18 protein-coding genes and 1 pseudogene are annotated in these 22,834 nt (G+C 72.3%); 13 read left to right on the forward strand and 6 right to left on the reverse strand.

Going from position 1 to position 22,834, the window contains the following annotated elements; translation table 11 throughout:
- The first annotated feature begins 184 nt into the window (after window positions 1–184).
- The 3 genes from G3I54_RS10730 (at window position 185) to G3I54_RS10740 (ending at window position 5,442) form a co-directional block, all read left to right on the forward strand.
- The gene (locus G3I54_RS10730; protein ID WP_164613462.1) at window positions 185–1,660 is read left to right on the forward strand and encodes a Gfo/Idh/MocA family oxidoreductase; all 1,476 of its coding nucleotides are present in this window, start codon (window positions 185–187) and stop codon (window positions 1,658–1,660) included.
- Between the two features lie 156 nt (window positions 1,661–1,816).
- Window positions 1,817–3,664 carry an ABC transporter ATP-binding protein gene (locus G3I54_RS10735; protein ID WP_164613464.1) on the forward strand — a complete coding sequence of 616 codons (1,848 nt, stop codon included), beginning with the start codon at window positions 1,817–1,819 and terminating at the stop codon, window positions 3,662–3,664.
- A complete protein-coding gene (locus tag G3I54_RS10740; protein WP_164613466.1) occupies window positions 3,661–5,442 on the forward strand; it encodes an ABC transporter ATP-binding protein in 1,782 nt (593 codons plus the stop codon). Before G3I54_RS10735 ends, G3I54_RS10740 begins: the two co-directional genes overlap by 4 nt.
- A gap of 57 nt (window positions 5,443–5,499) precedes the next feature.
- On the opposite strand, the gene G3I54_RS10745 is transcribed toward G3I54_RS10740, so the two are convergent.
- Complete coding sequence (locus G3I54_RS10745) at window positions 5,500–7,059, reverse strand: fused MFS/spermidine synthase (RefSeq protein WP_164613468.1); 1,560 nt, start codon at window positions 7,057–7,059, stop codon at window positions 5,500–5,502.
- A 178-nt stretch (window positions 7,060–7,237) separates the two neighbouring features.
- Between G3I54_RS10745 and G3I54_RS10750 the strand changes: the two genes are divergently transcribed.
- Together G3I54_RS10750 and G3I54_RS10755 are read left to right on the forward strand one after the other, a co-directional pair.
- Complete coding sequence (locus G3I54_RS10750; RefSeq protein ID WP_343240307.1) at window positions 7,238–8,254, forward strand: phosphotransferase; 1,017 nt, start codon at window positions 7,238–7,240, stop codon at window positions 8,252–8,254.
- Between the two features lie 125 nt (window positions 8,255–8,379).
- Window positions 8,380–9,741: an NAD(P)/FAD-dependent oxidoreductase gene (locus G3I54_RS10755; RefSeq protein WP_164613470.1), complete on the forward strand. Its 1,362-nt coding sequence runs from the start codon at window positions 8,380–8,382 to the stop codon at window positions 9,739–9,741.
- Window positions 9,742–9,787: 46 nt separating this feature from the next.
- On the opposite strand, the gene G3I54_RS10760 is transcribed toward G3I54_RS10755, so the two are convergent.
- Entirely contained in the window at window positions 9,788–11,323 is a 1,536-nt protein-coding gene (locus G3I54_RS10760) for an ATP-dependent DNA ligase (protein ID WP_164613472.1), read from the reverse strand.
- Window positions 11,324–11,379: 56 nt separating this feature from the next.
- Window positions 11,380–12,171, reverse strand: coding sequence for a metal-dependent hydrolase (locus G3I54_RS10765; protein WP_164613474.1), 792 nt, complete (start codon window positions 12,169–12,171; stop codon window positions 11,380–11,382).
- A 160-nt stretch (window positions 12,172–12,331) separates the two neighbouring features.
- Here G3I54_RS10765 and G3I54_RS10770 point away from each other — a divergent pair, with 160 nt between their 5' ends.
- Window positions 12,332–14,845 (forward strand): DEAD/DEAH box helicase, encoded by a 2,514-nt coding sequence (locus tag G3I54_RS10770; protein WP_164613476.1) that lies wholly within the window; start codon window positions 12,332–12,334, stop codon window positions 14,843–14,845.
- 34 nt (window positions 14,846–14,879) lie between these two features.
- On the forward strand, window positions 14,880–15,752 hold the full coding sequence (locus G3I54_RS10775; RefSeq protein ID WP_164613478.1) for an acyl-CoA thioesterase II: 873 nt from the start codon (window positions 14,880–14,882) through the stop codon (window positions 15,750–15,752).
- Window positions 15,753–15,764: 12 nt separating this feature from the next.
- On the opposite strand, the gene G3I54_RS10780 is transcribed toward G3I54_RS10775, so the two are convergent.
- The gene (locus G3I54_RS10780) at window positions 15,765–16,019 is read right to left on the reverse strand and encodes a DUF6011 domain-containing protein (RefSeq protein ID WP_164613480.1); all 255 of its coding nucleotides are present in this window, start codon (window positions 16,017–16,019) and stop codon (window positions 15,765–15,767) included.
- 167 nt (window positions 16,020–16,186) lie between these two features.
- On the opposite strand from G3I54_RS10780, the gene G3I54_RS10785 reads away from it, so the two are divergent.
- The 5 genes and pseudogenes from G3I54_RS10785 (at window position 16,187) to G3I54_RS10800 (ending at window position 20,021) form a co-directional block, all read left to right on the forward strand.
- Window positions 16,187–17,152, forward strand: coding sequence for a DUF389 domain-containing protein (locus G3I54_RS10785; protein WP_164613482.1), 966 nt, complete (start codon window positions 16,187–16,189; stop codon window positions 17,150–17,152).
- Between the two features lie 22 nt (window positions 17,153–17,174).
- Entirely contained in the window at window positions 17,175–18,644 is a 1,470-nt protein-coding gene (locus tag G3I54_RS10790; RefSeq protein ID WP_164613484.1) for a DUF2252 domain-containing protein, read from the forward strand.
- Between the two features lie 89 nt (window positions 18,645–18,733).
- Window positions 18,734–18,901, forward strand: a pseudogene (locus G3I54_RS39400) (chloride channel protein); the annotation flags it as partial.
- A 56-nt stretch (window positions 18,902–18,957) separates the two neighbouring features.
- On the forward strand, window positions 18,958–19,482 hold the full coding sequence (locus tag G3I54_RS10795; protein WP_164613486.1) for a GNAT family N-acetyltransferase: 525 nt from the start codon (window positions 18,958–18,960) through the stop codon (window positions 19,480–19,482).
- Between the two features lie 50 nt (window positions 19,483–19,532).
- Window positions 19,533–20,021, forward strand: coding sequence for a glutathione peroxidase (locus G3I54_RS10800; RefSeq protein ID WP_164613488.1), 489 nt, complete (start codon window positions 19,533–19,535; stop codon window positions 20,019–20,021).
- A gap of 81 nt (window positions 20,022–20,102) precedes the next feature.
- Here G3I54_RS10800 and G3I54_RS10805 read toward each other — a convergent pair whose 3' ends face one another.
- Window positions 20,103–21,368 (reverse strand): acyl-CoA dehydrogenase family protein, encoded by a 1,266-nt coding sequence (locus G3I54_RS10805; RefSeq protein WP_164613490.1) that lies wholly within the window; start codon window positions 21,366–21,368, stop codon window positions 20,103–20,105.
- 185 nt (window positions 21,369–21,553) lie between these two features.
- Between G3I54_RS10805 and G3I54_RS10810 the strand changes: the two genes are divergently transcribed.
- Window positions 21,554–22,210 (forward strand): TetR family transcriptional regulator, encoded by a 657-nt coding sequence (locus G3I54_RS10810; RefSeq protein ID WP_164613491.1) that lies wholly within the window; start codon window positions 21,554–21,556, stop codon window positions 22,208–22,210.
- 48 nt (window positions 22,211–22,258) lie between these two features.
- Here G3I54_RS10810 and def read toward each other — a convergent pair whose 3' ends face one another.
- Window positions 22,259–22,804 (reverse strand): peptide deformylase, encoded by a 546-nt coding sequence (gene def, locus G3I54_RS10815; RefSeq protein ID WP_164613493.1) that lies wholly within the window; start codon window positions 22,802–22,804, stop codon window positions 22,259–22,261.
- Window positions 22,805–22,834 lie beyond the last annotated feature (30 nt).

Consider the following 22,834-nt stretch of genomic DNA (forward strand, 5'->3'; position numbering starts at 1 on the left):
TGGGGCTTCGGCGTGCCGTGAAGAAAGTCCAAGGTTTGAGGACGAGAGTCCAAATACTTCCCTTGCGCACCATCAGCCTCACCCTCCAGGGTCCTTACCGAGACCCGGTCCCCGCGCCCGTATCCGTACGGGGACCGGACGCGCTCGCGCACCGTCTGAACCCCCAACCCCACCTGGAGGCTCGATGAACGACGACGCCCGGCCCGCACCGGAAGCGCAGGACATACCCCCGCACAGCGGCGCGGCCGACGAGACGGCCCGGCAGGATCCCAGTCGCCGTTCCGTGCTGTGGACCACGGCGGGCGTGGCGGGGGCCGGACTCGGCCTCGGCGCACTGGGCGGGGGCACCGCGTCGGCGGCCGAGGCGACCGCCGTCTCCACCGCGGAGGCGGTCGCCGCCGCTCCCGCCCGGCAGGGCCGCACCATGGCGGGCGTCCGCTTCGAGGGGCGCTCCACGGTCCGGGTCGGCATCGTTGGCCTCGGCAACCGGGGCGGCAGCATGATCGACCTCTTCCTCGCCGTCCCGGGCGTCCAGGTGAAGGCGGTCTGCGACCCGGTCCGGGACAAGGCGGAGAAGGCCGCCGCGAAGGTCACCGCCGCCGGTCAGCCCGCCCCGACCGTCTACGCCAAGGGCGAGGACGACTACGAGAACCTCTGCAAGCGCGGCGACATCGACTTCGTCTATGTGGCGACGCCCTGGGAGCTGCACTTCCCGATGGCGAAGGCGGCGATGCTGAACGGGAAGCACGTCGGCGTGGAGTGCCCGATCGCCATGCGGCTGGAAGAGCTCTGGCAGCTGGTGGACCTCTCCGAGCGGACCCGGCGGCACTGCATGCAGCTGGAGAACTGTTGTTACGGCAAGAACGAGATGCGGGTGCTGCGCATGGCGCACGCCGGTCTCTTCGGCGATCTGCTGCACGGGGCGGGGGCCTACAACCACGATCTGCGCGGGCTGATGTTCGACCCCGACTACTACGAGGGCCCGTGGCGGCGGCTGTGGCACACCCGGCTGCGCGGTGACCTCTACCCCAACCACGGGTTCGGGCCGGTCGCCAACTACATGGACGTCAACCGGGGTGACCGGGCCGTGAGCATCACCAGCATCGGCACGCCCGCCCTGGGGCTCGCCGAGTACCGCAAGGAGCACATGCCGCCCGGCGACCCCAGCTGGAAGGAGTCCTACATCGGGGCCGACCGGACGATCAGCCTCGTCCAGACGGCCAAGGGGCGGGTGATCCGGCTGGAGCACGATGTGTCGACCCCGCACCCGTACTCCCGTATCAACAGCCTCGGCGGTACGCGGGGCGTGTTCGAGGACTACCCGGAGCGGATCTACCTGGAGCCCGACAACACGGACGACCAGTGGGCGGACTTCTCGAAGTACGCCGAGTGGGACCACTGGCTGTGGAAGGAGCACGCGAACCCGCCGGGCGGGCACGGCGGCATGGACTACATGATGGTCTTCCGGCTGATGCAGTGCATGCGGCTCGGTCTGGTCCCCGACTTCGACGTGTACGACGCGGCCACCTGGACGGCCCCCGTGCCGCTGAGCCATCTCTCCATCAAGGCCAAGGGCGCGCCGCTGCCGATCCCGGACTTCACCCGGGGCGAGTGGAAGAAGGCCCGGTCCGGCGTGGACTCCGAGAAGCCCGCGGAGTGACGTTCCCGGGGTCCCGGGCCGACCTGGCTCGGGACCCCGCAGGGCGGTGGCACACCGGAAAACCGGTTGCCCCGGAACGGGACGAACAGGGAACCTTGCACGTCACCCCGTTCTTGAGGTCCACCCGGATCTCCGTTTCACGAGCCCTGGGACGTCATGCAGATTCGCGACCTTCCGTATTCGGATCCCGGCGACCCCGATGTCCGTTCAGGCCCTCGATTCCTCTACTGGCTCGGGCGCAATCAGCTCGCCGGGCAGCTGAAGTCCCTCTCCTGGGGGCTGCTGCACCAGCTCGGCATCGCCGGTCTTCCGGTCACCGTGGGTCTCGCCGTCCAGGCCGTCATCGACCGCTCCGGCGGGCGGCTCGCGCTGGCAGGCGGCCTCATCCTGGCGCTCGGCGTCCTGATCGCCGTCGGCGACACCATGCTCCACCGGACGGCCGTGACCAACTGGATCACCGCCGCCGCCCGGGTCCAGCAGCTGCTCGCCCGGAAGACCGCCGAGCTGGGCTCGGCGCTGACGCGGCGGGTCGCGGCCGGTGAGGTCGTCGCCGTCTCGACCGGCGACGTGGAGAAGATCGGCTGGTTCGTCGAGGCGCTCTCCCGCTTCGCGGCGGCCGCCACCGCCCTCGTGGTGATCTGCGTGGGCCTGGCCTTCTACCTCCCGTCCCTCGGGCTGATGGTGGCGCTCGCCATGCCGGTGCTCGCGCTGGCCGTGCTGCCGTTGCTGCCGCGCGCCACCCGGCGCGCCGACGAACAGCGCGAGAAGGCGGGCAAGGCCACCGAGCTGGCCTCGGACACGGTCGCCGGACTGCGCGTACTGCGCGGCATCGGCGGCGAGGAGCTGTTCCTCGGCCGCTACCGCCGCGCCTCCCAGGAGGTCCGCAGGGCAGCGGTGCGCTCGGCCCGGATGTGGGCGCTGATCTCGGCGGTGCAGGTGCTGCTGCCGGGCATCCTGCTGATCTCGCTGGTCTGGTACGGGGCGGCGCTGGCCCGGGACGGCCGCATCGACGTCGGCCAGCTGGTCACCGTCTACAGCACGGCCACCCTGATGCTGTTCCCTCTCCGTCACTTCGAGGAGATCGCGATGGCGTACTCCTTCTCGCGGCCGTCCGCGCAGCGCGCGGTGCGCGTGCTGTCGCTGCACCGCAGTGCGCGGGAGGCCACCGTCGAGGGGGTGACGCCCTCGGGCGATCTGTACGACCCGGCGACCGGACTGATGGCCCCGCGGGGGCAGTTCACCGCCGTCGTCTGCGGCGACCCGGACGAGGCGGGCCGGCTGGCCGAACGGCTCGGCGGGCACGCGGAGACCGGCGAGGAGGACGGGGAGGAGAAGGCGACGGCTCCGTCCGTGCTGCTCGGCGCGGTCGCCCTGGACGAGGTCCCGCTGGACACCGCACGGGCGGCGGTGCTGGTCCAGGACAAGGACCCGGTGCTGCTGTCCGGCACGCTCCGGGAGCTGCTGGACGTGCCGTCCTCCGGCCTGGTCACGGCGGAGGCGGCGTTGGAGGCGGCCCAGTGCGGCGATGTGCTGAGCGCCCTGGCGCAGGCCTCCCCCGACAACGACGGGGACCCGATGCGGACCCGGATCACCGAGCGCGGCCGGTCCCTGTCCGGCGGTCAGCGCCAGCGCCTGGCGCTGGCCCGGTCGCTGGTCACCGACCCGGAGGCGCTGGTGCTGGACGAGCCGACCTCGGCGGTCGACTCGCACACCGAGGCGCGGGTCGCCGCCGGGATCGCGAAGCTGCGCCAGGGGCGTACGACGGTGGCGTTCGCCTCGTCGCCGCTGCTGCTCGACGCCGCCGACCGGGTGGTCCTCGTCCACGAGGGCACCGTCGTCGCCGTGGGCGTCCACCGCGAACTGCTGCGCACCGAACCGCGCTACCGGGCGGTCGTCACCCGGGAGACCGACGACGAAGCGTCGGCGTCCGCACCGGACGCCGTGACGGACATCGCGTCCGTGCCCGCCGCTCAGAGCATCCAGGAAATCGAGGAGAGGGCATGATCGGCGTCGCACCCCCGGCGTACGACCCCGCGGCCCCGGAGTCGGCGACGACGCTGCCCGTGGGCACGCCGACGACCGTGCGGAGTTACGTACGGAGTCTGCTGCGCCGGCACCGCAGGGCGTTCGTCGTCCTGATCGCGGTCAACGCGGTGGCGGTGATCGCCTCGATCACCGGACCGTATCTGCTGGGCGGCCTGGTCGAGGACCTCTCGAACGGCGTCACCGACCTGCATCTGGAGCGCACCGCCGCGATCTTCGCCTTCGCGCTGGTCGTCCAGACCCTGTTCACCCGCTCCATGCGGCTGCGCGGGGCGATGCTGGGCGAGGAGATGCTCGCGGACCTGCGTGAGGACTTCCTCGTACGGTCCGTCGGGCTGCCGCCCGGCGTCCTGGAGCGGGCCGGGACGGGCGATCTGCTGTCCCGGATCACCACGGACATCGACCGGCTGGCGAACGCGATGCGTGAGGCCGTGCCGCAGTTGGCGATCGGCGTCGTGTGGGCCGGGCTGCTGCTCGGCGCGATGACGGTGACCGCTCCCCCGCTGGCGCTGGCCGTGCTGGTCGCGCTGCCGGTGCTGATCGTGGGCTGCCGCTGGTACTTCCGCCGGGCCCCTTCGGCGTACCGCTCGGAGGCCGCCGGTTACGCGGCCGTCGCCGCGATGCTCGCGGAGACCGTGGACGCCGGGCGGACCGTGGAGGCGCACCGCCTCGGCGACCGCCGGGTGGCGCTGTCGGACCGGCGGATCAAGGAGTGGACGGCCTGGGAGCGGTACACGCTGTTCCTGCGCTCGGTGCTGTTCCCCGTCATCAACGCGACGTACGTGACGATCCTCGGCGCGGTCCTGCTGCTCGGCGGCTGGTTCGTGCTGGAGGGCTGGATCACGGTCGGGCAGCTGACGACGGGTGCGCTGCTGGCCCAGATGATGGTCGACCCGATCGGTCTGATCCTGCGCTGGTACGACGAGCTCCAGGTGGCCCAGGTGTCGCTGGCCCGGCTGGTCGGCGTCCGGGAGATCGAGCCGGACGCGGGCGACGCCGGGGTGGGCCCGGACGGGCGCGACGTCCGGGCGGACGAGGTCCGCTTCGGGTACCGGGAAGGCGTCGACGTCCTGCACCGGGTGTCGCTCGACGTGGCTCCGGGCACCCGGCTCGCCCTGGTCGGCCCCTCCGGCGCGGGCAAGTCGACGCTGGGCCGGCTGCTGGCGGGGATCTACGCGCCGCGCACCGGTGAGGTGACGCTCGGCGGGGCCGAGCTGTCGCGGATGACGGCGGAGCGGGTCCGTGAGCATGTGGCCCTGGTCAACCAGGAGCACCATGTCTTCGTCGGTTCGCTCCGGGACAATCTGCTGCTGGCCCGCGACGGGGCGCAGGACGCCGAGCTGTGGGCGTCGCTGGCCGCGGTCGACGCGGACGGCTGGGCGAAGGGCCTGGACAAGGGGCTGGACACCGAGGTCGGTTCGGGCGGGTTCTCGCTGACCCCGGCGCAGGCCCAGCAGATCGCGCTGGCCCGTCTGGTGCTGGCCGATCCGCACACGCTGGTCCTGGACGAGGCGACCTCGCTGCTGGACCCGCGGGCCGCCCGTCACCTGGAGCGGTCACTGGCCCGGGTGCTGGAGGGCCGTACGGTGGTGGCGATCGCGCACCGGCTGCACACCGCGCACGATGCGGATGTGATCGCGGTGGTGGAGGACGGCCGAATCAGCGAGCTGGGCAGCCATGACGAACTGGTCGCGGCGGACGGCGCGTACGCGTCGCTGTGGCGGTCCTGGCACGGGTGAGCGACCCGACACCGGTGATTGACCCGACACGGGTGAGTGACCTGAACGGCCCGGGATTCACCGGGCCGTTCGGGTGCGGTTGGGCTGGAGGAGCTGGTCGACGGGCGCGTAGTCGTCGGTGAGCACCCGGGCGTCGCCGGTCCAGGAGGCGAGGGCGTCGCCGGTGGTGATCTTCCAGCCGACGTCCCTGGCGTCCAGGGCTTCCTGGATCGCGGGGGCGTCGACCGGCCGGTCGGAGGCGACCACCACCAGGTTGCCGCCCACGGCGGACGCGGTCGGGTCCAGCCCGATGTCCGCCGGCTTCCCCACCAGCGCGACGTGCGGGAAGACCGAGGCGAGGGTGGCCACCTCGGCGCGGGCGAAGGCCAGTTCGCCGTGGTCGATGAGGTTGGCGACGTACAGTCCGTCCTCGTCGAGCGCCCGGCGTACGTCGCCCAGCGCCTGTGCCGTCGTGAGGTGCCACGGCACGCTGACGCCCCCGAAGGCGTCGCCGACGACCAGGTCGTGGCCGCCCGCCGACAGCCTCCGCAGGCCCAGCCGACCGTCCTCCACCCGTACGTCGATGCCGGTCGCGGCCGAAGGGCCGAGGCCGAACCGGTCGTGGTCGATGCGGACGACTCCGCCGTCGATCTCCGAGACGAGGCTCCGGGTTCCGGGGCGTGCGGACGCGAGGTAGCGGGGGAAGGTGAGGCCGCCGCCTCCGATGTGGTGGGCGGTCAGCGGCTCGCCGTCGGGGAAGGCGGTGTCGACCACGGACGCGATGGCGCGGACGTAGGCGAACTTCAGATGTGCCGGGTCCTCGACGTCGACGTAGGAGTGGTTCAGGCCGTCCAGGACGAGCGTGCGGCCGCTGCTCCGGTCGGGGTCCGCGACGACCTGGGCGCAGTGGTAGCGGGTCTCCGCGTCGCAGCCGCCGGGGGCGAACGCGGTGGCGAGGGAGCCCGCGACGACGGTGGCGAGGGCTGCGACCGTGGCGCGCCGCCGCCGGGCCTGCCATCCGACGACGGCGGCACCGAGTACCAGCAGCGTTCCTAGGCCGATCAGGATGGTGCTGACGGGCAGTCGGGAGACCAGGACGAACCCGGTGAGGACGGTGCCGACGATCGCTCCGAGGGTGCCCACGCCCGAGAGCCGTCCGACGACCGTTCCGGTCTCGGCGAGGCTGGTGAGCCGTAGTTTCGTCACGAACGGGGTCACCGCGGAGAGCAGTGCGCCGGGCACCAGGAGGGTCGCCGACGCGACCAGCAGAAGCAGCGCCGGCGACCACTCGGCGGTGGTGCGGAGCAGGAGCGGGGTGAGCGCGACGACCACGCCCGACACCCCGAGCGCCGGGCCGATGAGCCGGTGCGGATCGACCTGGTCCGCGACGCGTCCGCCCAGCCAGGAGCCCAGCGCGATGGCGGTGAGGGCGATGCCGATCACCATCGTGCTGGTTTCCAGGGTGAGGCCGAGATACGGGGCCAGCAGCCGCAGGGCGACGATCTCGACCACCAGGACCGCGGCCGAGGATCCGAACACGATGACGGCCGCGGTCCGGGGGCCCAGGCCCCGGTCGCGGGGCGGGTCGTCGCCCTTCGGGGAGTCGTCGGCCACGGGCGAGGAGGGCGTTGTGGTCACCGCAGCATCCTCGCACGCGGGCCGCGGCCGAACTCCCGCTGTTCCGAAGGGCGGAGGGAACGCGTACACCCGTTCCCGCATCCCGGAGGCAGGTGCCCCCGGTGACAGGCGTCCCCGGTGACAGGTGCCCCCGGAAAACGCGATGCGTCCTCGCCGGGGCCGGTGATCCAATGAGCCGGTGCGCAGCGACGAGAAGATCACGACCGTGGACCGTGGGCGTTTTCCGGATGCCGTGACCCCGTGGGAGGACCCGGCCTGGCGGGCCGAGGCGCTCGACTGGGTGGCCGGTGGCCTCGCCGCCCACGGCCTCGTGGAGTCGGGCCCGCGGCAGGTACGCCTGCGTCCCTGGTCGGTGCTGGTACGGCTGACCGTCGCGGACCGTGCGCCGGTGTGGTTCAAGGCCGTTCCGCCCGCCGCGGCCTTCGAGGCCGGGCTCGCCGATGCCCTGGCCCGCTGGGTTCCCACGCATGTGCTGACGCCGCTCGCCGTCGAGGCGGGCCGCGGCTGGACGCTCGTCCCGGACGGCGGCCCGGTGCTGTGGGAGCTGCTCGAAGGACAGCCCGCCGACCCTGATCCCCGGTATTGGGAGGAGCCGCTGCGTCAGTACGCCGCGATGCAGCGGGCGCTGACCCCGTACGCGGACGAGATCGAGGCGCTCGGGGTGCCGGCGGCCCGGCCGCGCGACCTGCCGACGCTGTTCGACCGGCTGGTCGCGGAGAACGCCGCGCTCACGCCGGAGGACCGGGTGGCGCTGGCGGCCCTGCGGCCCCGGATGGCGGACTGGTGCGAGGAGCTGGCGGCGGCGGGGGTGGCGGATTCGCTGGACCACGCCGATCTGCACGAGAAGCAGCTCTTCGCGCCCGCGCCCGGCCGGTTCGCCTTCTTCGACTGGGGCGACGCGCTGGTCGGGCATCCGTTCCACAGCCTGCTGGTGCCCGCCCGTGCCGCCCGCGAGCGGTTCGGCCCCGAGGTGCTGCCCCGGCTGCGGGACGCCTATCTGGAGCCGTGGACCGGCAGGGGCGTCACGGCGGCCGGGCTGCGGCGTGCGGTGAGCCTGGCGTGGCGGCTGGCGGCGCTCGGCCGGGCCGCCTCGTGGGGGCGGATGTTCCCCGCGCCGCCGGGTCTGCCGGCCGCGCCCGGGGACGCCGAGGCCGCCTACTGGCTGCGGGAGCTGTCGGTCGCCCCGCCGCTGTGAGCGGCCCCCGTTCACCCCTGCCAGGAGGCGGATGCCGGGACGTCCGGTGAGGATGAGGGGTGAATCACCCGGTAAACGGGGCAGGCGAGCGCAGAACCACGCAAGCCCGAGAAGGGACGCAGACCGTGGCACCACCCAGGATTCTCGTCGTCGGCGCCGGCTTCGCAGGCGTCGAGTGCGTACGCCGCCTGGAGCGCAGGCTCGCTCCGGGCGAGGCCCAGATCACGCTCGTCACACCGTTCTCCTACCAGCTGTATCTGCCGCTGCTCCCCCAGGTGGCCTCCGGGGTGCTCACGCCCCAGTCCGTCGCGGTGTCGCTGCGCCGCAGCCGCCGCCACCGGACCAGGATCGTGCCGGGCGGGGCGATCGGCGTGGACACCCAGGCGAAGGTCTGTGTGATCCGGAAGATCACGGACGAGATCGTGAACGAGCCGTACGACTACATCGTGCTGGCGGCGGGCAGCGTCACCCGGACCTTCGACATCCCCGGGCTGCTGGACCACGCCCGGGGCATGAAGACGCTGGCCGAGGCGGCGTACGTCCGGGACCACGTCATCGCCCAGCTGGATCTGGCGGACGCCAGTCACGACGAGGCCGAGCGGGCCTCGCGGCTCCAGTTCGTGGTGGTCGGCGGCGGCTACGCGGGCACCGAGACGGCGGCCTGCCTCCAGCGGCTGACCACCAACGCGGTCCGGCACTATCCACGGCTGGACGCCCGGCTGATCAAGTGGCATCTGATCGACATCGCTCCCAAGCTGATGCCGGAGCTGGGCGACAAGCTGGGGCAGGCCGCCCTGGAGGTGCTCCGCAAGCGGGACATCGAGGTGTCGCTCGGGGTCTCGATCGCCAAGGCGGGACCGGAGGAGGTCACGTTCACCGACGGCCGGGTGCTGCCCTGCCGGACCCTGATCTGGACCGCCGGAGTGGCCGCCAGCCCGCTGATCGCCACCCTCGGCGCGGAGACGGTACGCGGCCGGCTGGCCGTGACCCCGCAGCTGAGGCTGCCGGGCGCGGACGGGGTGTTCTCGCTCGGCGACGCGGCGGCGGTGCCCGACCTGGCGAAGGGCGACGGGGCGGTCTGCCCGCCCACCGCTCAGCACGCGATGCGCCAGGGCAAGGTGCTCGCCGACAATCTGATCGCCTCGCTGCGCCATCAGCCGCTCAAGGACTATGTCCACAAGGACCTCGGGCTCGTCGTGGACCTCGGCGGCAAGGACGCCGTGTCCAAGCCGCTGGGCATCGAGCTGCGCGGGCTGCCCGCGCAGGCGGTGGCGCGCGGCTACCACTGGTCGGCGCTGCGGACGAACGTCGCCAAGACCCGGGTGATGACGAACTGGATGCTGAACGCGGTCGCCGGCGACGACTTCGTACGGACCGGGTTCCAGTCCCGTAAGCCGGCGACGCTGCGGGACTTCGAGTACACGGACGTCTATCTGACGCCCGAGCAGATCAAGGAGCACACGGCGTCGACGGTCATCAAGCACTGACCGGCCGGGCAGTGCCCGAGCGCGCCCCCTCGCGACGGGGGCGCGCTCACCGCTGCCGGGACAGGACCGTCTCCACGGTGTCCGCCTCCCGCGCGGTCTTGTCCTCCCGGTAGCGCAGGACGCGGGCGAACCGCAGGGTCACGCCCGCCGGGTAGCGGGTGGAGCGCTGGAGTCCGTCGTAGGCGATCTCCACGACGAGTTCCGGGCGTACGGTGACGACATGGCCGTCGTCGTCGGTGGCCAGCTCGCCCAGCTTCTCGGTCTGCCACTCCAGCAGGGCGTCCGTGAGCCCCTTGAAGGTCTTGCCGAGCATCGCGAACGTACCGTCGGGCCGCCGCGCGCCCAGGTGCAGGTTGGAGAGCTTGCCGGTGCGCCGGCCGCTGCCCCGCTCGACGGCCAGCACCACCAGGTCCAGGGTGTGCACCGGCTTCACCTTCAGCCAGGACGCGCCCCGGCGGCCCGCGCTGTAGGCGGCGGCCAGGTCCTTGACGACGACGCCCTCGTGGCCGCGTTCCAGGGTGTCGGCGAGGAACGCTTCGGCGGCCGCGCGGGTCCCGGGGTCGTCCGGGTCGGTGACGAGGCTGCGGCCGACCCGCAGGTGCTCCGGGAGGAGCCGGGCCAGGGCCGTGTGGCGGTCGGCGTAGGGCAGGTCGAGCAGGTCCTCGTCGTCGACGAGGAGCGCGTCGAAGAAGACCGGGACGACGGGCACGTGCGCCGCCGCTCCGGCCACGTCCCGCCGTGAGCCGACCCGGGAGGCGGTCTCCTGGAAGGGCCGGGGTCTGCCGTCCTCCCCCAGGGCGATCACCTCGCCGTCCAGGATGAAGCGGCCCGCCGGGAGGGCGGCGACGGCGGCGGTGAGCTCGGGCAGCCGGTCGGTGATGTCGTCGAGGGTCCGGGTGTAGGCGTGGATCCGGTCGCCGTCGCGGTGGACCTGCACCCGGATCCCGTCGAGCTTCTCCTCGACGGCGCACGGGCCCAGCTTGTCGAGGGCGTCGCCGACCGAGGCGGCCGTGTGCGCGAGCATCGGCTGGACGGGCCGCCCGACGGTGAGACGGAAGGCGGCGAGCGCTTCGGGGCCCTCCGCGAGGAGCACCCCGGCGACCTCCTGGAGCGATCCGGCGAGCATCACGGCGCGCCGCACGTCGGCGGGCGGTGCCTCGGCGGCGCGGGCCAGGGCGTCGGCGGCGACGGCGTCCAGCGCCCCTTGGCGTACCTCGCCGGTGAGCAGGGCCCGCAGGAAGCGCTGTTCGTCCTCGGTGGCGGCGGCGAACAGGGCGCGCACGTGTTCCTTGCGCCGGGCCTGGGAGCCGGTGCCGGAGACGGCCGCGAGGGCGGTCAGCTCGGCGTCGACGCCGGCGACGGTGAGCGTGGGCTCGGAGGCGGGTTCGACCGGGTCGCCCAGGCTCCGCCAGCCCACCCCGATCCGGCCCTGGGGCAGTCGTCCGGCGAGGTAAGGGATGACGACGGGGACGTCCTCGGGTCCGGCGTCCCGGAAGAGACCGGCCAGGAGCGCCACCTTCCGGGACCGGGCGGAGGTGGCGGCGACCTCCAGCGACACCTGGGCGAGCTCGGCGAGCAGCATGCTGCCATGGTGCTACGGGCCGGGGCGCGCCGCCCGCCGATGGCCCCGGCAGGGCGTCATATGTAGTTGAGGGCGGCGGCCCCGCCCACTCCCCCGAGCACCATGAAGGCGGGCATCAGCACCTTCATCTCCACCCAGCTGCCGGCCCGGAAGCGCATGGCCTTCGGCGGGCCGATCGGATACCAGCGCTTGCGGCCGATCGGGATGGGCCACAGGATCGGGCAGCCCGAGACGGTCAGCGCGTCGCCGATGTCGTGGACCAGGGCCCCGAGCACGATGGGCAGACCGAGCCACAGGTACTCCTGGCCGGGGGCGTCGAAGAGCCAGCCGGCCCCGTTGCCCGGCTGGTCCAGGACGCCGGCGAGAATCCAGGCGCTGGTGGCCCCGAGCAGCCAGACGAGGACGTCGCTAGAGACCCGGGCGGCCCGCCACAGCAGGCCCTCGACCGCGAGCACCAGATGGATGAAGAGGATCGCGAGGACGGCCCAGCGTCCGCCGAAGACCGCCGCGGCGGAACAGCCGCCGCCGATGAGGACGGCCCAGAGCCAGGTGTGGGTCAGCGTCCGGTGGCCGCCGGTGCGGCGGGGGTCGCCGGCGCTCCTGGTGGCCTTGTAGACGGCGAAGGAGAGCTTGTCGACGATCTCGCAGAGGGCCTTGGAGACCGGTCCGAAGGCGCGCGAGATGGTCGCGGACTTGTGGTCGAGGTCGGGGGCGAGCGCGGCGCCCGCGCAGATCAGCGCCCCGACGACGAGGACGGGCCAGGGCATCGTGTGGCCCGCGGCGGTGGCCGCCGCACCCACCCCCAGCCAGGCCGCCGCCCCTGACAGAGAGTGTGCCGGTCCCATCATGGTCTGTCCCGCCCCCAGTGCTTCGTGCGCGCTTCGTGCCGTGCTTCGTGCGCCCATCACCGGTATGGCACGGGCAGGTTGAGACCGCAGCGTATCGTCCGTGATCTTCGTGCCGTCCGCCGGTTCCCTCATCCGGGCGGAAGACAGGCAAGATGGGGGCGTGACCCTCATCGACCAGCTTCCCCAGACCGCCGACCCGGACGCCCTCTTCGAGGCCTTCTCCTCATGGACCGAGAGCCAGGGCATCACGCTTTATCCGGCTCAGGAGGAGGCGCTGATCGAGGTGGTCTCCGGGGCGAACGTGATCCTGTCCACCCCGACCGGCTCCGGGAAGAGCCTGGTGGCGGCGGCCGCGCACTTCACGGCGCTGGCGCAGGACAAGGTCACCTTCTACACGGCGCCGATCAAGGCGCTGGTGTCGGAGAAGTTCTTCGACCTGTGCAAGCTCTTCGGCACCGAGAACGTCGGCATGCTCACCGGCGACGCCTCGGTCAACGCGGACGCCCCGGTGATCTGCTGTACGGCCGAGGTGCTGGCCTCCATCGCGCTGCGCGACGGCAAGTACGCCGACATCGGCCAGGTCGTGATGGACGAGTTCCACTTCTACGCCGAGCCGGACCGTGGCTGGGCCTGGCAGATCCCGCTGCTGGAGCTGCCGCAGGCCCAGTTCGTGCTGATGTCGGCGACGCTCGGCGACGTCGCGATGTTCGAGAAGGACCTGACCCGGCGCACCGGCCGCCCCACCTCCGTGGTGCGCTCGGCGACCCGCCCGGTGCCGCTGAGTTACGAGTACCGCTTCACACCGATCACCGAGACGCTGACCGAGCTGCTGGACACCCGGCAGTCGCCCGTCTACATCGTGCACTTCACGCAGGCGGCGGCCGTCGAGCGGGCGCAGTCGCTGATGAGCATCAACATGTGCACGAAGGAGGAGAAGGAGAAGATCGCCGATCTGATCGGCAGCTTCCGCTTCACCACCAAGTTCGGCCAGAACCTGTCCCGTTACGTACGCCACGGCATCGGCGTGCACCACGCGGGCATGCTGCCCAAGTACCGCCGCCTGGTGGAGAAGCTGGCCCAGGCGGGCCTGCTGAAGGTGATCTGCGGGACGGACACGCTCGGCGTCGGCGTCAACGTCCCCATCCGTACGGTGCTGTTCACGGCGCTCACCAAGTACGACGGCACCCGGGTGCGGACCCTGCGCGCACGGGAGTTCCACCAGATCGCGGGCCGCGCCGGGCGGGCCGGCTTCGACACGGCCGGCTTCGTCGTGGCACAGGCCCCCGAGCACGTCATCGAGAACGAGAAGGCCGTCAAGAAGGCGGGCGACGACCCGAAGAAGAAGCGCAAGGTCGTCCGCAAGAAGGCCCCGGAGGGCTTCGTCGCCTGGTCGGAGACCACCTTCGACAAGCTGATCCAGTCCGAGCCCGAGCCGCTGAACTCCCGTTTCCGGGTGACGCACACGATGCTACTCGCGGTCATCGCCCGCCCGGGCAACGCCTTCGAGGCGATGCGGCATCTGCTGGAGGACAACCACGAGCCGCGCCGGGCGCAGCTGCGGCACATCCGGCGGGCCATCGCGATCTACCGCTCGCTGCTGGACGGCGGCGTGGTGGAGCAGTTGGAGACCCCGGACGCCGAGGGCCGGATCGTGCGGCTGACGGTCGACCTCCAGCAGGACTTCGCGCTGAACCAGCCGCTCTCCACGTTCGCGCTGGCCGCGTTCGACCTGCTGGACGCCGAATCCCCGTCGTACGCGCTGGACATGGTCTCGGTCGTCGAGTCGACGCTGGACGATCCCCGGCAGATCCTCGCCGCCCAGCAGAACAAGGCGCGCGGCGAGGCCGTGGGGCAGATGAAGGCGGACGGGGTCGAGTACGAGGAGCGGATGGAGCGGCTCCAGGAGGTCACGTACCCGAAGCCGCTGAGCGAGCTGCTGTGGCACGCCTACGACGTGTACCGCACGAGCCACCCGTGGGTGAACGACCACCCGGTGTCGCCGAAGTCGGTGATCCGGGACATGTACGAGCGGGCCATGACGTTCACGGAGTTCACCTCGCACTACGAGCTGGCCCGGACCGAGGGCATCGTGCTGCGGTATCTGGCGAGCGCGTACAAGGCACTGGAGCACACGATCCCGGACGACGTGAAGTCGGAGGACCTCCAGGACCTGATCTCCTGGCTGGGCGAGATGGTGCGCCAGGTGGACTCCAGTCTGCTGGACGAGTGGGAGCAGCTGGCCAACCCCGAGGTGGAGACCGCCGAGCAGGCGCAGGAGAAGGCGGACGAGGTCAAGCCGGTCACGGCCAACCCCCGCGCCTTCCGGGTGCTGGTGCGCAACGCGATGTTCCGCCGGGTGGAGCTGGCCGCGCTGGACCGGGTCCGGGACCTGGGCGAGCTGGACGGCGACGCCGGGTGGGACGAGGACGCGTGGGGCGAGGCGATGGACGCGTACTGGGACGCGCACGAGGATCTCGGGACCGGTCCGGACGCGCGCGGCCCGAAGCTGCTGAAGATCGAGGAGGACCCGGCGCACGGGCTGTGGCGGGTCTGGCAGGCGTTCGCGGACCCGGCGGGCGATCACGACTGGGGCATCAAGGCCGAGGTGGACCTCGCCGCGTCCGACGAGGAGGGCCGGGCGGTCGTCCGGGTCACCGAGGTCGGCCAGCTGTGAGCAGCCCACGGGCACGGGAGTGGAGAGGTACGGCATGACGAATCCGGCCGAGCGTCTGGTCGATCTGCTCGACCTGGAGCGGATCGAGGTCAACATCTTCCGCGGCCGCAGCCCGGAGGAGTCCCTGCAACGGGTCTTCGGCGGGCAGGTCGCGGGCCAGGCGCTGGTGGCGGCGGGCCGGACGACCGACGGGGAGCGCCCGGTGCACTCGCTGCACGCCTACTTCCTGCGGCCGGGTCGCCCAGGCGTGCCGATCGTCTACCAGGTGGAGCGGGTGCGGGACGGGCGGTCCTTCACCACCCGGCGGGTGACGGCCGTGCAGGAGGGCCGGACGATCTTCAACCTGACGGCGTCCTTCCACCGCCCCGAGGAGGCGGGCTTCGAGCACCAGCTGCCGCCGGCCCGGATCGTCCCGGACCCGGAGGAGCTGCCGACGGTCGCCGAGGAGGTGCGCGAGCACCTGGGCGGGCTGCCGGAGGCGTTCGAGCGGATGGCCCGGCGGCAGCCCTTCGACATCCGATACGTCGACCGGCTGCGCTGGACGCACGACGAGATCAAGGACGCCGATCCGCGGAGCGCGGTGTGGATGCGGGCGGTGGGCCCGCTGGGCGACGACCCGTTGGTGCACACCTGTGCGCTGACGTACGCGAGCGACATGACGCTGCTGGACGCGGTGCGCATCCCGGTGGAGCCGCTGTGGGGCCCGCGCGGCTTCGACATGGCGTCCCTGGATCACGCCATGTGGTTCCACCGGCCGTTCCGGGCGGACGAGTGGTTCCTGTACGACCAGGAGTCGCCGATCGCCACGGGCGGCCGGGGGCTGGCGCGGGGCCGGATCTACGACCGCTCGGGGCAGCTGCTGGTGTCGGTGGTGCAGGAGGGGCTGTTTCGGCGGCTGGAGCCGTAGGCCCGTTACGGCTCAGGTGCCGGGCAGCGGGTCCTGGTCGACCTCGTGGCGGCGGGTGCGGATGTCCGGCGGCGCGGGGTGCAGCTTGGCGTCGCAGGACGGGCCGAGGCCGGCCCGGCGCGAGTCGGTCCCGGTGAGGGGGCGACCGCAGAGCCGGCAGCGGACCAGGCGGCGGCCCTGGGGCGTCCCCTCGTCGGCGGCCGGCTCCTCGCGGACCGCTTCGTCGGCCCCGGGCAGCGGTTCGGGAAAGGCATCGGGTGTGTGCACCCCTCGATGATCCCAGCCCGGGCGGGCCGCCGCCCGCGACCCCGGGCTTCCCGGCCGGGGCGTCCGGTTTGCCGAACCGTGCCGGGGCCGCGTTACTGGAGTGAGCCCCGGGCCGCCTGCCGGGCACAGCTCCGTGCGACGGGGCCGGGAGCCGCGGAGGTACCGGGATGGACATGATCCACATCCGCGCGGTGAGCCCGCCGGACCTGACCGACGAGGTCGTCGGCCGGCTCTCGGGCGACCCCTGCGTCCTCAATCTCATCGTCCAGCGCGACGCCGCCCGCAATCCCGACGGCGACTCCATCGCCTGCGACGTGCTGACGGGGGCGGCCAACGACGTGCTGCACCGGCTGCGCGCCGTCCACCTCGACCAGCGGGGCTCCCTCGTCATCGAGCCGGTCGACATGGCGTTCTCCGGCGCGGCCACCGAAGGCGGGCGGCGCGAGCTGGGGCCGCTGAGCCGGGCGCCGGTCTGGGAACAGGTCGAGGCACGCATCCGGTCGGGTGGACGGTACCCGCCGAGCTTCTATCTCTATCTGGTCATCGCCGGCCTGATCGGTTCGGTCGGCATCGTCACCAACTCGCAGATCCTGATCGTCGCGGCGATGGTCGTGGGGCCGGAGTACGGCGCGATCGTCAGCGTGGCGCTGGGCATCGACCGGGGCCACCGGACCATGGTGCGCAGCGGGCTGGCCGCGCTGGGCGTCGGCTTCCTCCTCACCATCGTGATCACCTTCCTCTTCGCCCTTCTCATCCGTGGTTTCGGGCTGGAGTCGGAGGCGTTCGACCGGGGGCTGCGGCCCGTCTCCAACCTCATCAACACGCCGAACTTCTTCTCGGTCGCCGTCGCCACGCTGGCCGGGATCGTCGGGATCGTGTCGCTGACCGAGGCCAGGACGAGCGCCCTGCTCGGGGTGTTCATCTCCGTGACGACGATCCCGGCCGCCGCGGACATCGCGGTGTCCACCGCGTTCACCAGCTGGTCCGACGTACGGGGCTCGGCCATCCAGCTCATGGTGAACATCCTGGTGCTGATCGTGGTGGGCACCGCCACGCTCAAGGCCCAGCGGGCGATCTGGCAGCGGGTCGGCCTCCGGCGCGACCGTGCCCGCCGGCTCGCCGAAGAGGGCTGACGAACGTCGGAAGGGGCAGCTCATGGACCGGGAAGCCGCGGCGCCGCTGCGGGCCGCACCGCACGCGACACCGGCCGAACGGGCGGCGCTGGGCAAAGCCGCGCGCCGGGCCGCTCCGCGGTCGAGCCATGCCGAGTTCGCCCCGTCGCCGCGCCGCCCCGACCCGCTGACCGTCCTCGAAGCGCAGTCCGCGGACCGGGTTCCCGAGCTGGTCCCGATCCGCTACGCCCGGATGACCGAGTCCCCGTTCCGGTTCTACCGGGGCGCGGCCGCCCTGATGGCCGCCGACCTGGCGGGCAGCCCGGACTCGGGGATCCGGGCGCAGCTGTGCGGCGACGCCCATCTGCTGAACTTCCGGCTGCTGGCCTCGCCCGAGCGGAATCTGCTCTTCGACATCAACGACTTCGACGAGACGCTGCCGGGCCCCTGGGAGTGGGACGTCAAACGGCTGGCGGCCAGCCTCGTCATCGCGGGGCGGGCGAACGGCTTCACGGACCGGGAGCGGGCCGGGATCGTACGGGCGGCGGTCGGCTCGTACCGGGAGGCGATGGCCGCGTTCGCCGGGATGCGCAATCTGGACGTGTGGTACGCGCGGACCGACGCCGAGCGGCTGCGTTCGGTGGCCGCGGAGCAGCTGGGCGGCCGGGGGCGCAGGAATGTCGACCGGGCGCTGGGCAAGGCCCGTACCAAGGACAGCCGGCAGGCCTTCGGCAAGCTCGCCGAGGTGGTCGACGGGCGGCTCCGGATCGCCCCGGACCCGCCGATGGTCGTTCCGCTCACCGATCTGATGCCCGGGGTGGGGCGCGCGGAGATCCACCGGCGGTTCGCCGGTCTGGTGGCGGGCTACGCCAGGAGTCTGGTGTCCGACCGGCGCAGTCTGCTGGAGGATTTCACGCTGGTGGACGTGGCCCGGAAGGTCGTCGGTGTGGGCAGTGTCGGCACCCGGTGCTGGATCATCCTGCTGCTCGGCAGGGACGGCGGGGATCCGCTGTTCCTCCAGGCCAAGGAGGCCGGCCCGTCGGTGCTGGCCGAGCACGCCGGGGCGAGCCGGTACGCGAACCAGGGCGAGCGGGTCGTCGCGGGCCAGCGGCTGATGCAGGCCTCCAGCGACATCTTCCTCGGCTGGGAGCGGGCCGATGGCATCGACGGCGAAAGCCGGGACTTCTATGTGCGCCAGTTGCGCGACTGGAAGGGCATCGCGGAGCCGGAGTCGATGGTGCCGAAGGGGATGCGGGCGTTCGGCGAGGTGTGCGGCGCCACGCTGGCCCGCGCCCATGCCAGGTCCGGGGACCGGATCGCCATCGCGGGCTATCTGGGGAGCGGGGACGTCTTCGACCGGGCGCTGGCCACGTTCGCGGAGTCGTACGCGGACCGCAACGAGCTCGATCACCGGGCGCTGGTGGACGCGGTGGCCGCCGGGCGGCTGCCGGCGGACGGCTCGGCGGGGCGCGCGGGCGACGGCGCGACCGGTCTTCCGGGGCCGGGCGGCTGACCTTCCGCACCGGAGGCGTGTCCCGGCGGCGGGGCGGCGCCCGGCCCGCCGGTGCGTGGTAACCCGACGTGAACCCGTGACGCGTCTTTTTCCCCGCGATGTTCGTGGGCGCGGTGGCCGGTATCGCGCTGTCCCGTCTGCCGGGGCTGGATCTCACCGCGGGGTTCGCTAAGGGCGTCGGGGCCATGTGTGTGGCGATGCTGCGGCTGCGGCTGACGCCCGTGCCGGTGGACAGGGCGGGGCCGGAAGCGGTGTGATCTTCCCGTGGGCTTCCTGCCGGCTCCTGCTCCTGTTTCGTGAAAGGACCCTCCGCATGACCGAGATCGTCCATGTGTCCGCCCCCGAGCTGGTCACGTACGCCGACGACCTGGCCGGCCTCCTGGCCGAGACCGTCGATGAGGGGTCCTCGGTGGGTTTCCTGGCCCCGCTGGACCGGGAGGCGGCCGCCATCTGGTGGCGGGAGCGGGCCGCCGCCGTGGAGGCGGGGAGCATCGGGATCTGGATCGCCCGGGAGGGCGGGCAGGTCTCCGGAACGATCGCCCTGGTCCGCGCCCCGCTGCCGAACGCCCGGCACCGCGCGGAGGTCGCCAAGCTGATGGTCCGGCCCTCCGCCCGCGGCCAGGGGCTCGGCGGGGCGCTGCTGGCCGCCGTCGAGGAGTACGCGGCGAGCGAGGGCATCACGCTGCTGATCCTGGACACCGAGAGCGGCAGCCTGGCCGAGCAGGTCTACTGCAAGGCGGGGTGGACGAAGGTCGGGAGCGTGCCGGGATACGCGGCGGATCCGGCGGGCATCCTCAAGCCGACGACCTTCTACTACAAGGAGCTCGCCGCTCCGTGAGCGGCGGGCGGCACAATGTGCACCACCACGCAATGATCAGGGAGAGCTTCATGACGCTGCACGACATTCCGCTGCGCACCCTCGCGGGCGAGCCGACCACGCTGGGCGCGTACAGCGGCCGGGCCGTCCTGTTGGTGAACGTGGCCTCCAAGTGCGGGCTCACCCCGCAGTACGAGGGCCTGGAGCGGCTGCAGCAGAACTACGGGGACCGGGGCCTGACCGTGCTCGGCGTCCCGTGCAACCAGTTCGCCGGGCAGGAGCCGGGCAGCGCGGAGGAGATCCAGACCTTCTGCTCGACGACGTACGGGGTCACCTTCCCGCTGCTGGAGAAGATCGACGTCAACGGCGCGGACCGGCACCCGCTGTACGTGGAGCTGACGAAGCTGGCGGACGCGGACGGGGAGGCCGGGGACGTCCAGTGGAACTTCGAGAAGTTCCTCATCTCGCCGGCCGGTGAGCCGGTGGCCCGGATCCGGCCGCGCTCGGAGCCCGAGGCGACGGAGGTCGTGGCGGCGATCGAGGCACAGCTGCCGGGCTGAGTATCCGCGTACGCGGAAGGGGGCCGGGGACGCGTGTCGCCCCTGGCCCCCTTCCCCGTGTCCGCTGGTTCCCTGTGTCCGCTAGCGGATCGGCATGCCCGAGAGCGTGCGGGCGATCACCAGGCGCTGGATCTCGCTGGTGCCCTCGAAGATGGTGTAGATCGCCGCGTCGCGGTGCATGCGCTCGACCGGGTATTCGCGGGTGAAGCCGTTGCCGCCGAGGATCTGGATGGCCTGCGCGGTGACGTCCCGGGCGGTCTCGCTCGCGTACAGCTTCGACATGGAGCCCTCGGCCGAGGTGAACGGCTTGCCGGTGGTGGCCATCCAGGAGGCGCGCCAGACCAGCAGCCGGGCCGCGTCGATGCGGGTGCGCATGTCGGCGAGCTGGAAGGCGATGCCCTGGTTGTCGATGATCGGGCGGCCGAACTGGCTGCGGGTCTTCGCGTAGTCGAGGGCGACCTCGTAGGCGGCGCGGGCGGTGCCGACGGCCATCGCGCCGACGGCCGGGCGGGAGGCCTCGAAGGTGGCCATGGCCGCGTTCTTGACCCTCCCCCAGCCTCCGGCCGGGGGGACCCCCACCTCACTCCGTTCGCCGCCGGCCTTGGCGCGCTCCCGGGCGCGGGCGAGGCGCTCGTCGAGCTTCTCCTTGCCGCCGAGCAGGCAGTGGCCGGGGACGCGGACGTCCTCCAGGACCACCTCGGCGGTGTGCGAGGCGCGGATGCCGTGCTTCTTGAACTTCTGGCCCTGGAAGAGGCCGGGGGTGTTCGGGGGCACGATGAAGGAGGCGTGGCCCTTGGAGCCGATGTCGGGGTCGACGACGGCGACGACGACATGGACGTTGGCTATGCCGCCGTTGGTCGCCCAGGTCTTGGTGCCGTTGAGGACCCACTCGTCCTTGGCCTCGTCGTAGACGGCCCGGGTGCGCATCGAGGCGACGTCGGATCCGGCGTCGGGCTCGGAGGAGCAGAAGGCGGCGACCTTCACGTCGTCGGCGTCGCCGTACATCTGCGGGATCCAGGTGCCGATCTGCTCCTCGGTGCCGTTGGCGAGGACGCCGACGGCCGCCAGGCCCGTACCGACGATCGACAGGGCGATGCCCGCGTCGCCCCAGAAGAGCTCTTCCATGGCCATGGGGATGCCGAGCCCCGTAGGGTCGAAGAACTGCTGGGCGTAGAAGTCGAGGGAGTAGATGCCGACCTTGGCCGCTTCCTGGATGACGGGCCAGGGCGTTTCCTCACGCTCGTCCCACTCCGAGGCGGCGGGGCGGATGACATCCGCCGCGAAGCCGTGGAGCCACTCCTTGACCTGCTTCTGGTCGTCGTTGAGCTCAAGCGTGAACTCGGCCATGTTCCCCTCCAGGCACTGCGGCGAGAATGCGTGCGTTACTTGCGGTAACCACAGTCTGTTACTGGCAAGTAGGTACTGTCAACCGCCTCGGAGCCGATCAAGCGCCCGCCCTGCGGAGTGTTACGTTGCGCGGGCGTGCAAAAGCGGTGCGACGGCATCGCGTGGCCAGGGGTGGGAGAGACGACATGGAGACCGCACGAAGCGCCGAGCGACAGCGGACCGCGGCCGAGCGCCGTCGCCGCGAGTTGCTGGAAGCGGCGGACCGGGTGGTGCTCAGGGACGGACCGCAGGCCTCGATGAACGCCATCGCCGCCGAGGCCGGGATCACCAAACCCATCCTCTACCGCCACTTCGGCGACAAGGGCGGCCTCTACCGCGCCCTCGCCAAGCGCCACACCGACGCGCTGCTCAGCGCGCTGCGGGCCGCCCTGGACGCGCCCGCCGACCGCCGCGAGCGCGTGGAGTCCACACTCGACACCTATCTCGCCGCGATCGAGGCCCGTCCGCAGGTCTACCGCTTCCTGATGCACCCCGCCGACGGCGCTGACGCCGCCCCCTCCCCCGAGCAGGGCTTCGACGTCGGCCGGCACTCCGCCCCGCTGCTGCGCCGCCTCGGCGAGGAGCTGGGCCAGGTGATCGTCGAGCGGGTCGACCTGGGCCCGGACAGCGAGCAGATGGCCCGCATCTGGGGCCACGGGATCGTCGGCATGATGCACGCGGCGGGCGACTGGTGGCTCGCCGACCGGCCCTGCTCCCGCGAACGGCTGGTGAGCAGCCTCGCCGATCTGCTGTGGGGCAGGCTCGCGGAGGCGGGCGACCTCAAGGGCGGCCCCGGGTTCTGACCGATCCGGAGCCCGCGCCCGGGGTTCCGGGAACCGGGCCGCGGGCTCTCAGCCCTGGCGCGCCCAGGGTGCGCGGCGCGCCGCCCGCAGCGCTCGGGTGCGCCGCAGCCCGGTCAGCCGGTCGGTGTAGACCCTGCCCTCCAGGTGGTCGCACTCGTGCTGGAGGCACCGGGCGAACCATCCCGTCCCGGCGATCCGGACCGGCTCACCGGTCATCGTCAGGCCCTCGACGACCGCGTGGTCGAAGCGTTCCGTGCCCGCTTCCAGACCGGGAAGTGACAGACAGCCCTCCGGTCCGCGTACGGTGAGTCCGTCCGCCTCGACGAGTTCGGGATTGACCACGTGTCCCAGATGGCGGACATCGTCGTCGTCCGGGCAGTCGTAGACGAACACCTTGAGCGGGACGCCGATCTGGTTGGCGGCGAGCCCGACACCCTGTGCGGCGTACATCGTGGCGAACATGTCCTCGACCAGCCTCGCGAGCGACGGACCAAAATCCGTGACGTCCTCGCAGGCACGGTGGAGCAACGGGTCGCCGAGCAGACTCATCTCACGGACGAGTCCGGAACTGCCGGGGATCGGGCGGTTTCGCATGGCGGCAAGCGTACGTTCCGCCGGGGCCCG

The sequence above is a fragment of the Streptomyces sp. SID14515 genome (assembly GCF_010548505.1).
Classification (GTDB): Bacteria; Actinomycetota; Actinomycetes; order Streptomycetales; family Streptomycetaceae; genus Streptomyces; species Streptomyces caviscabies.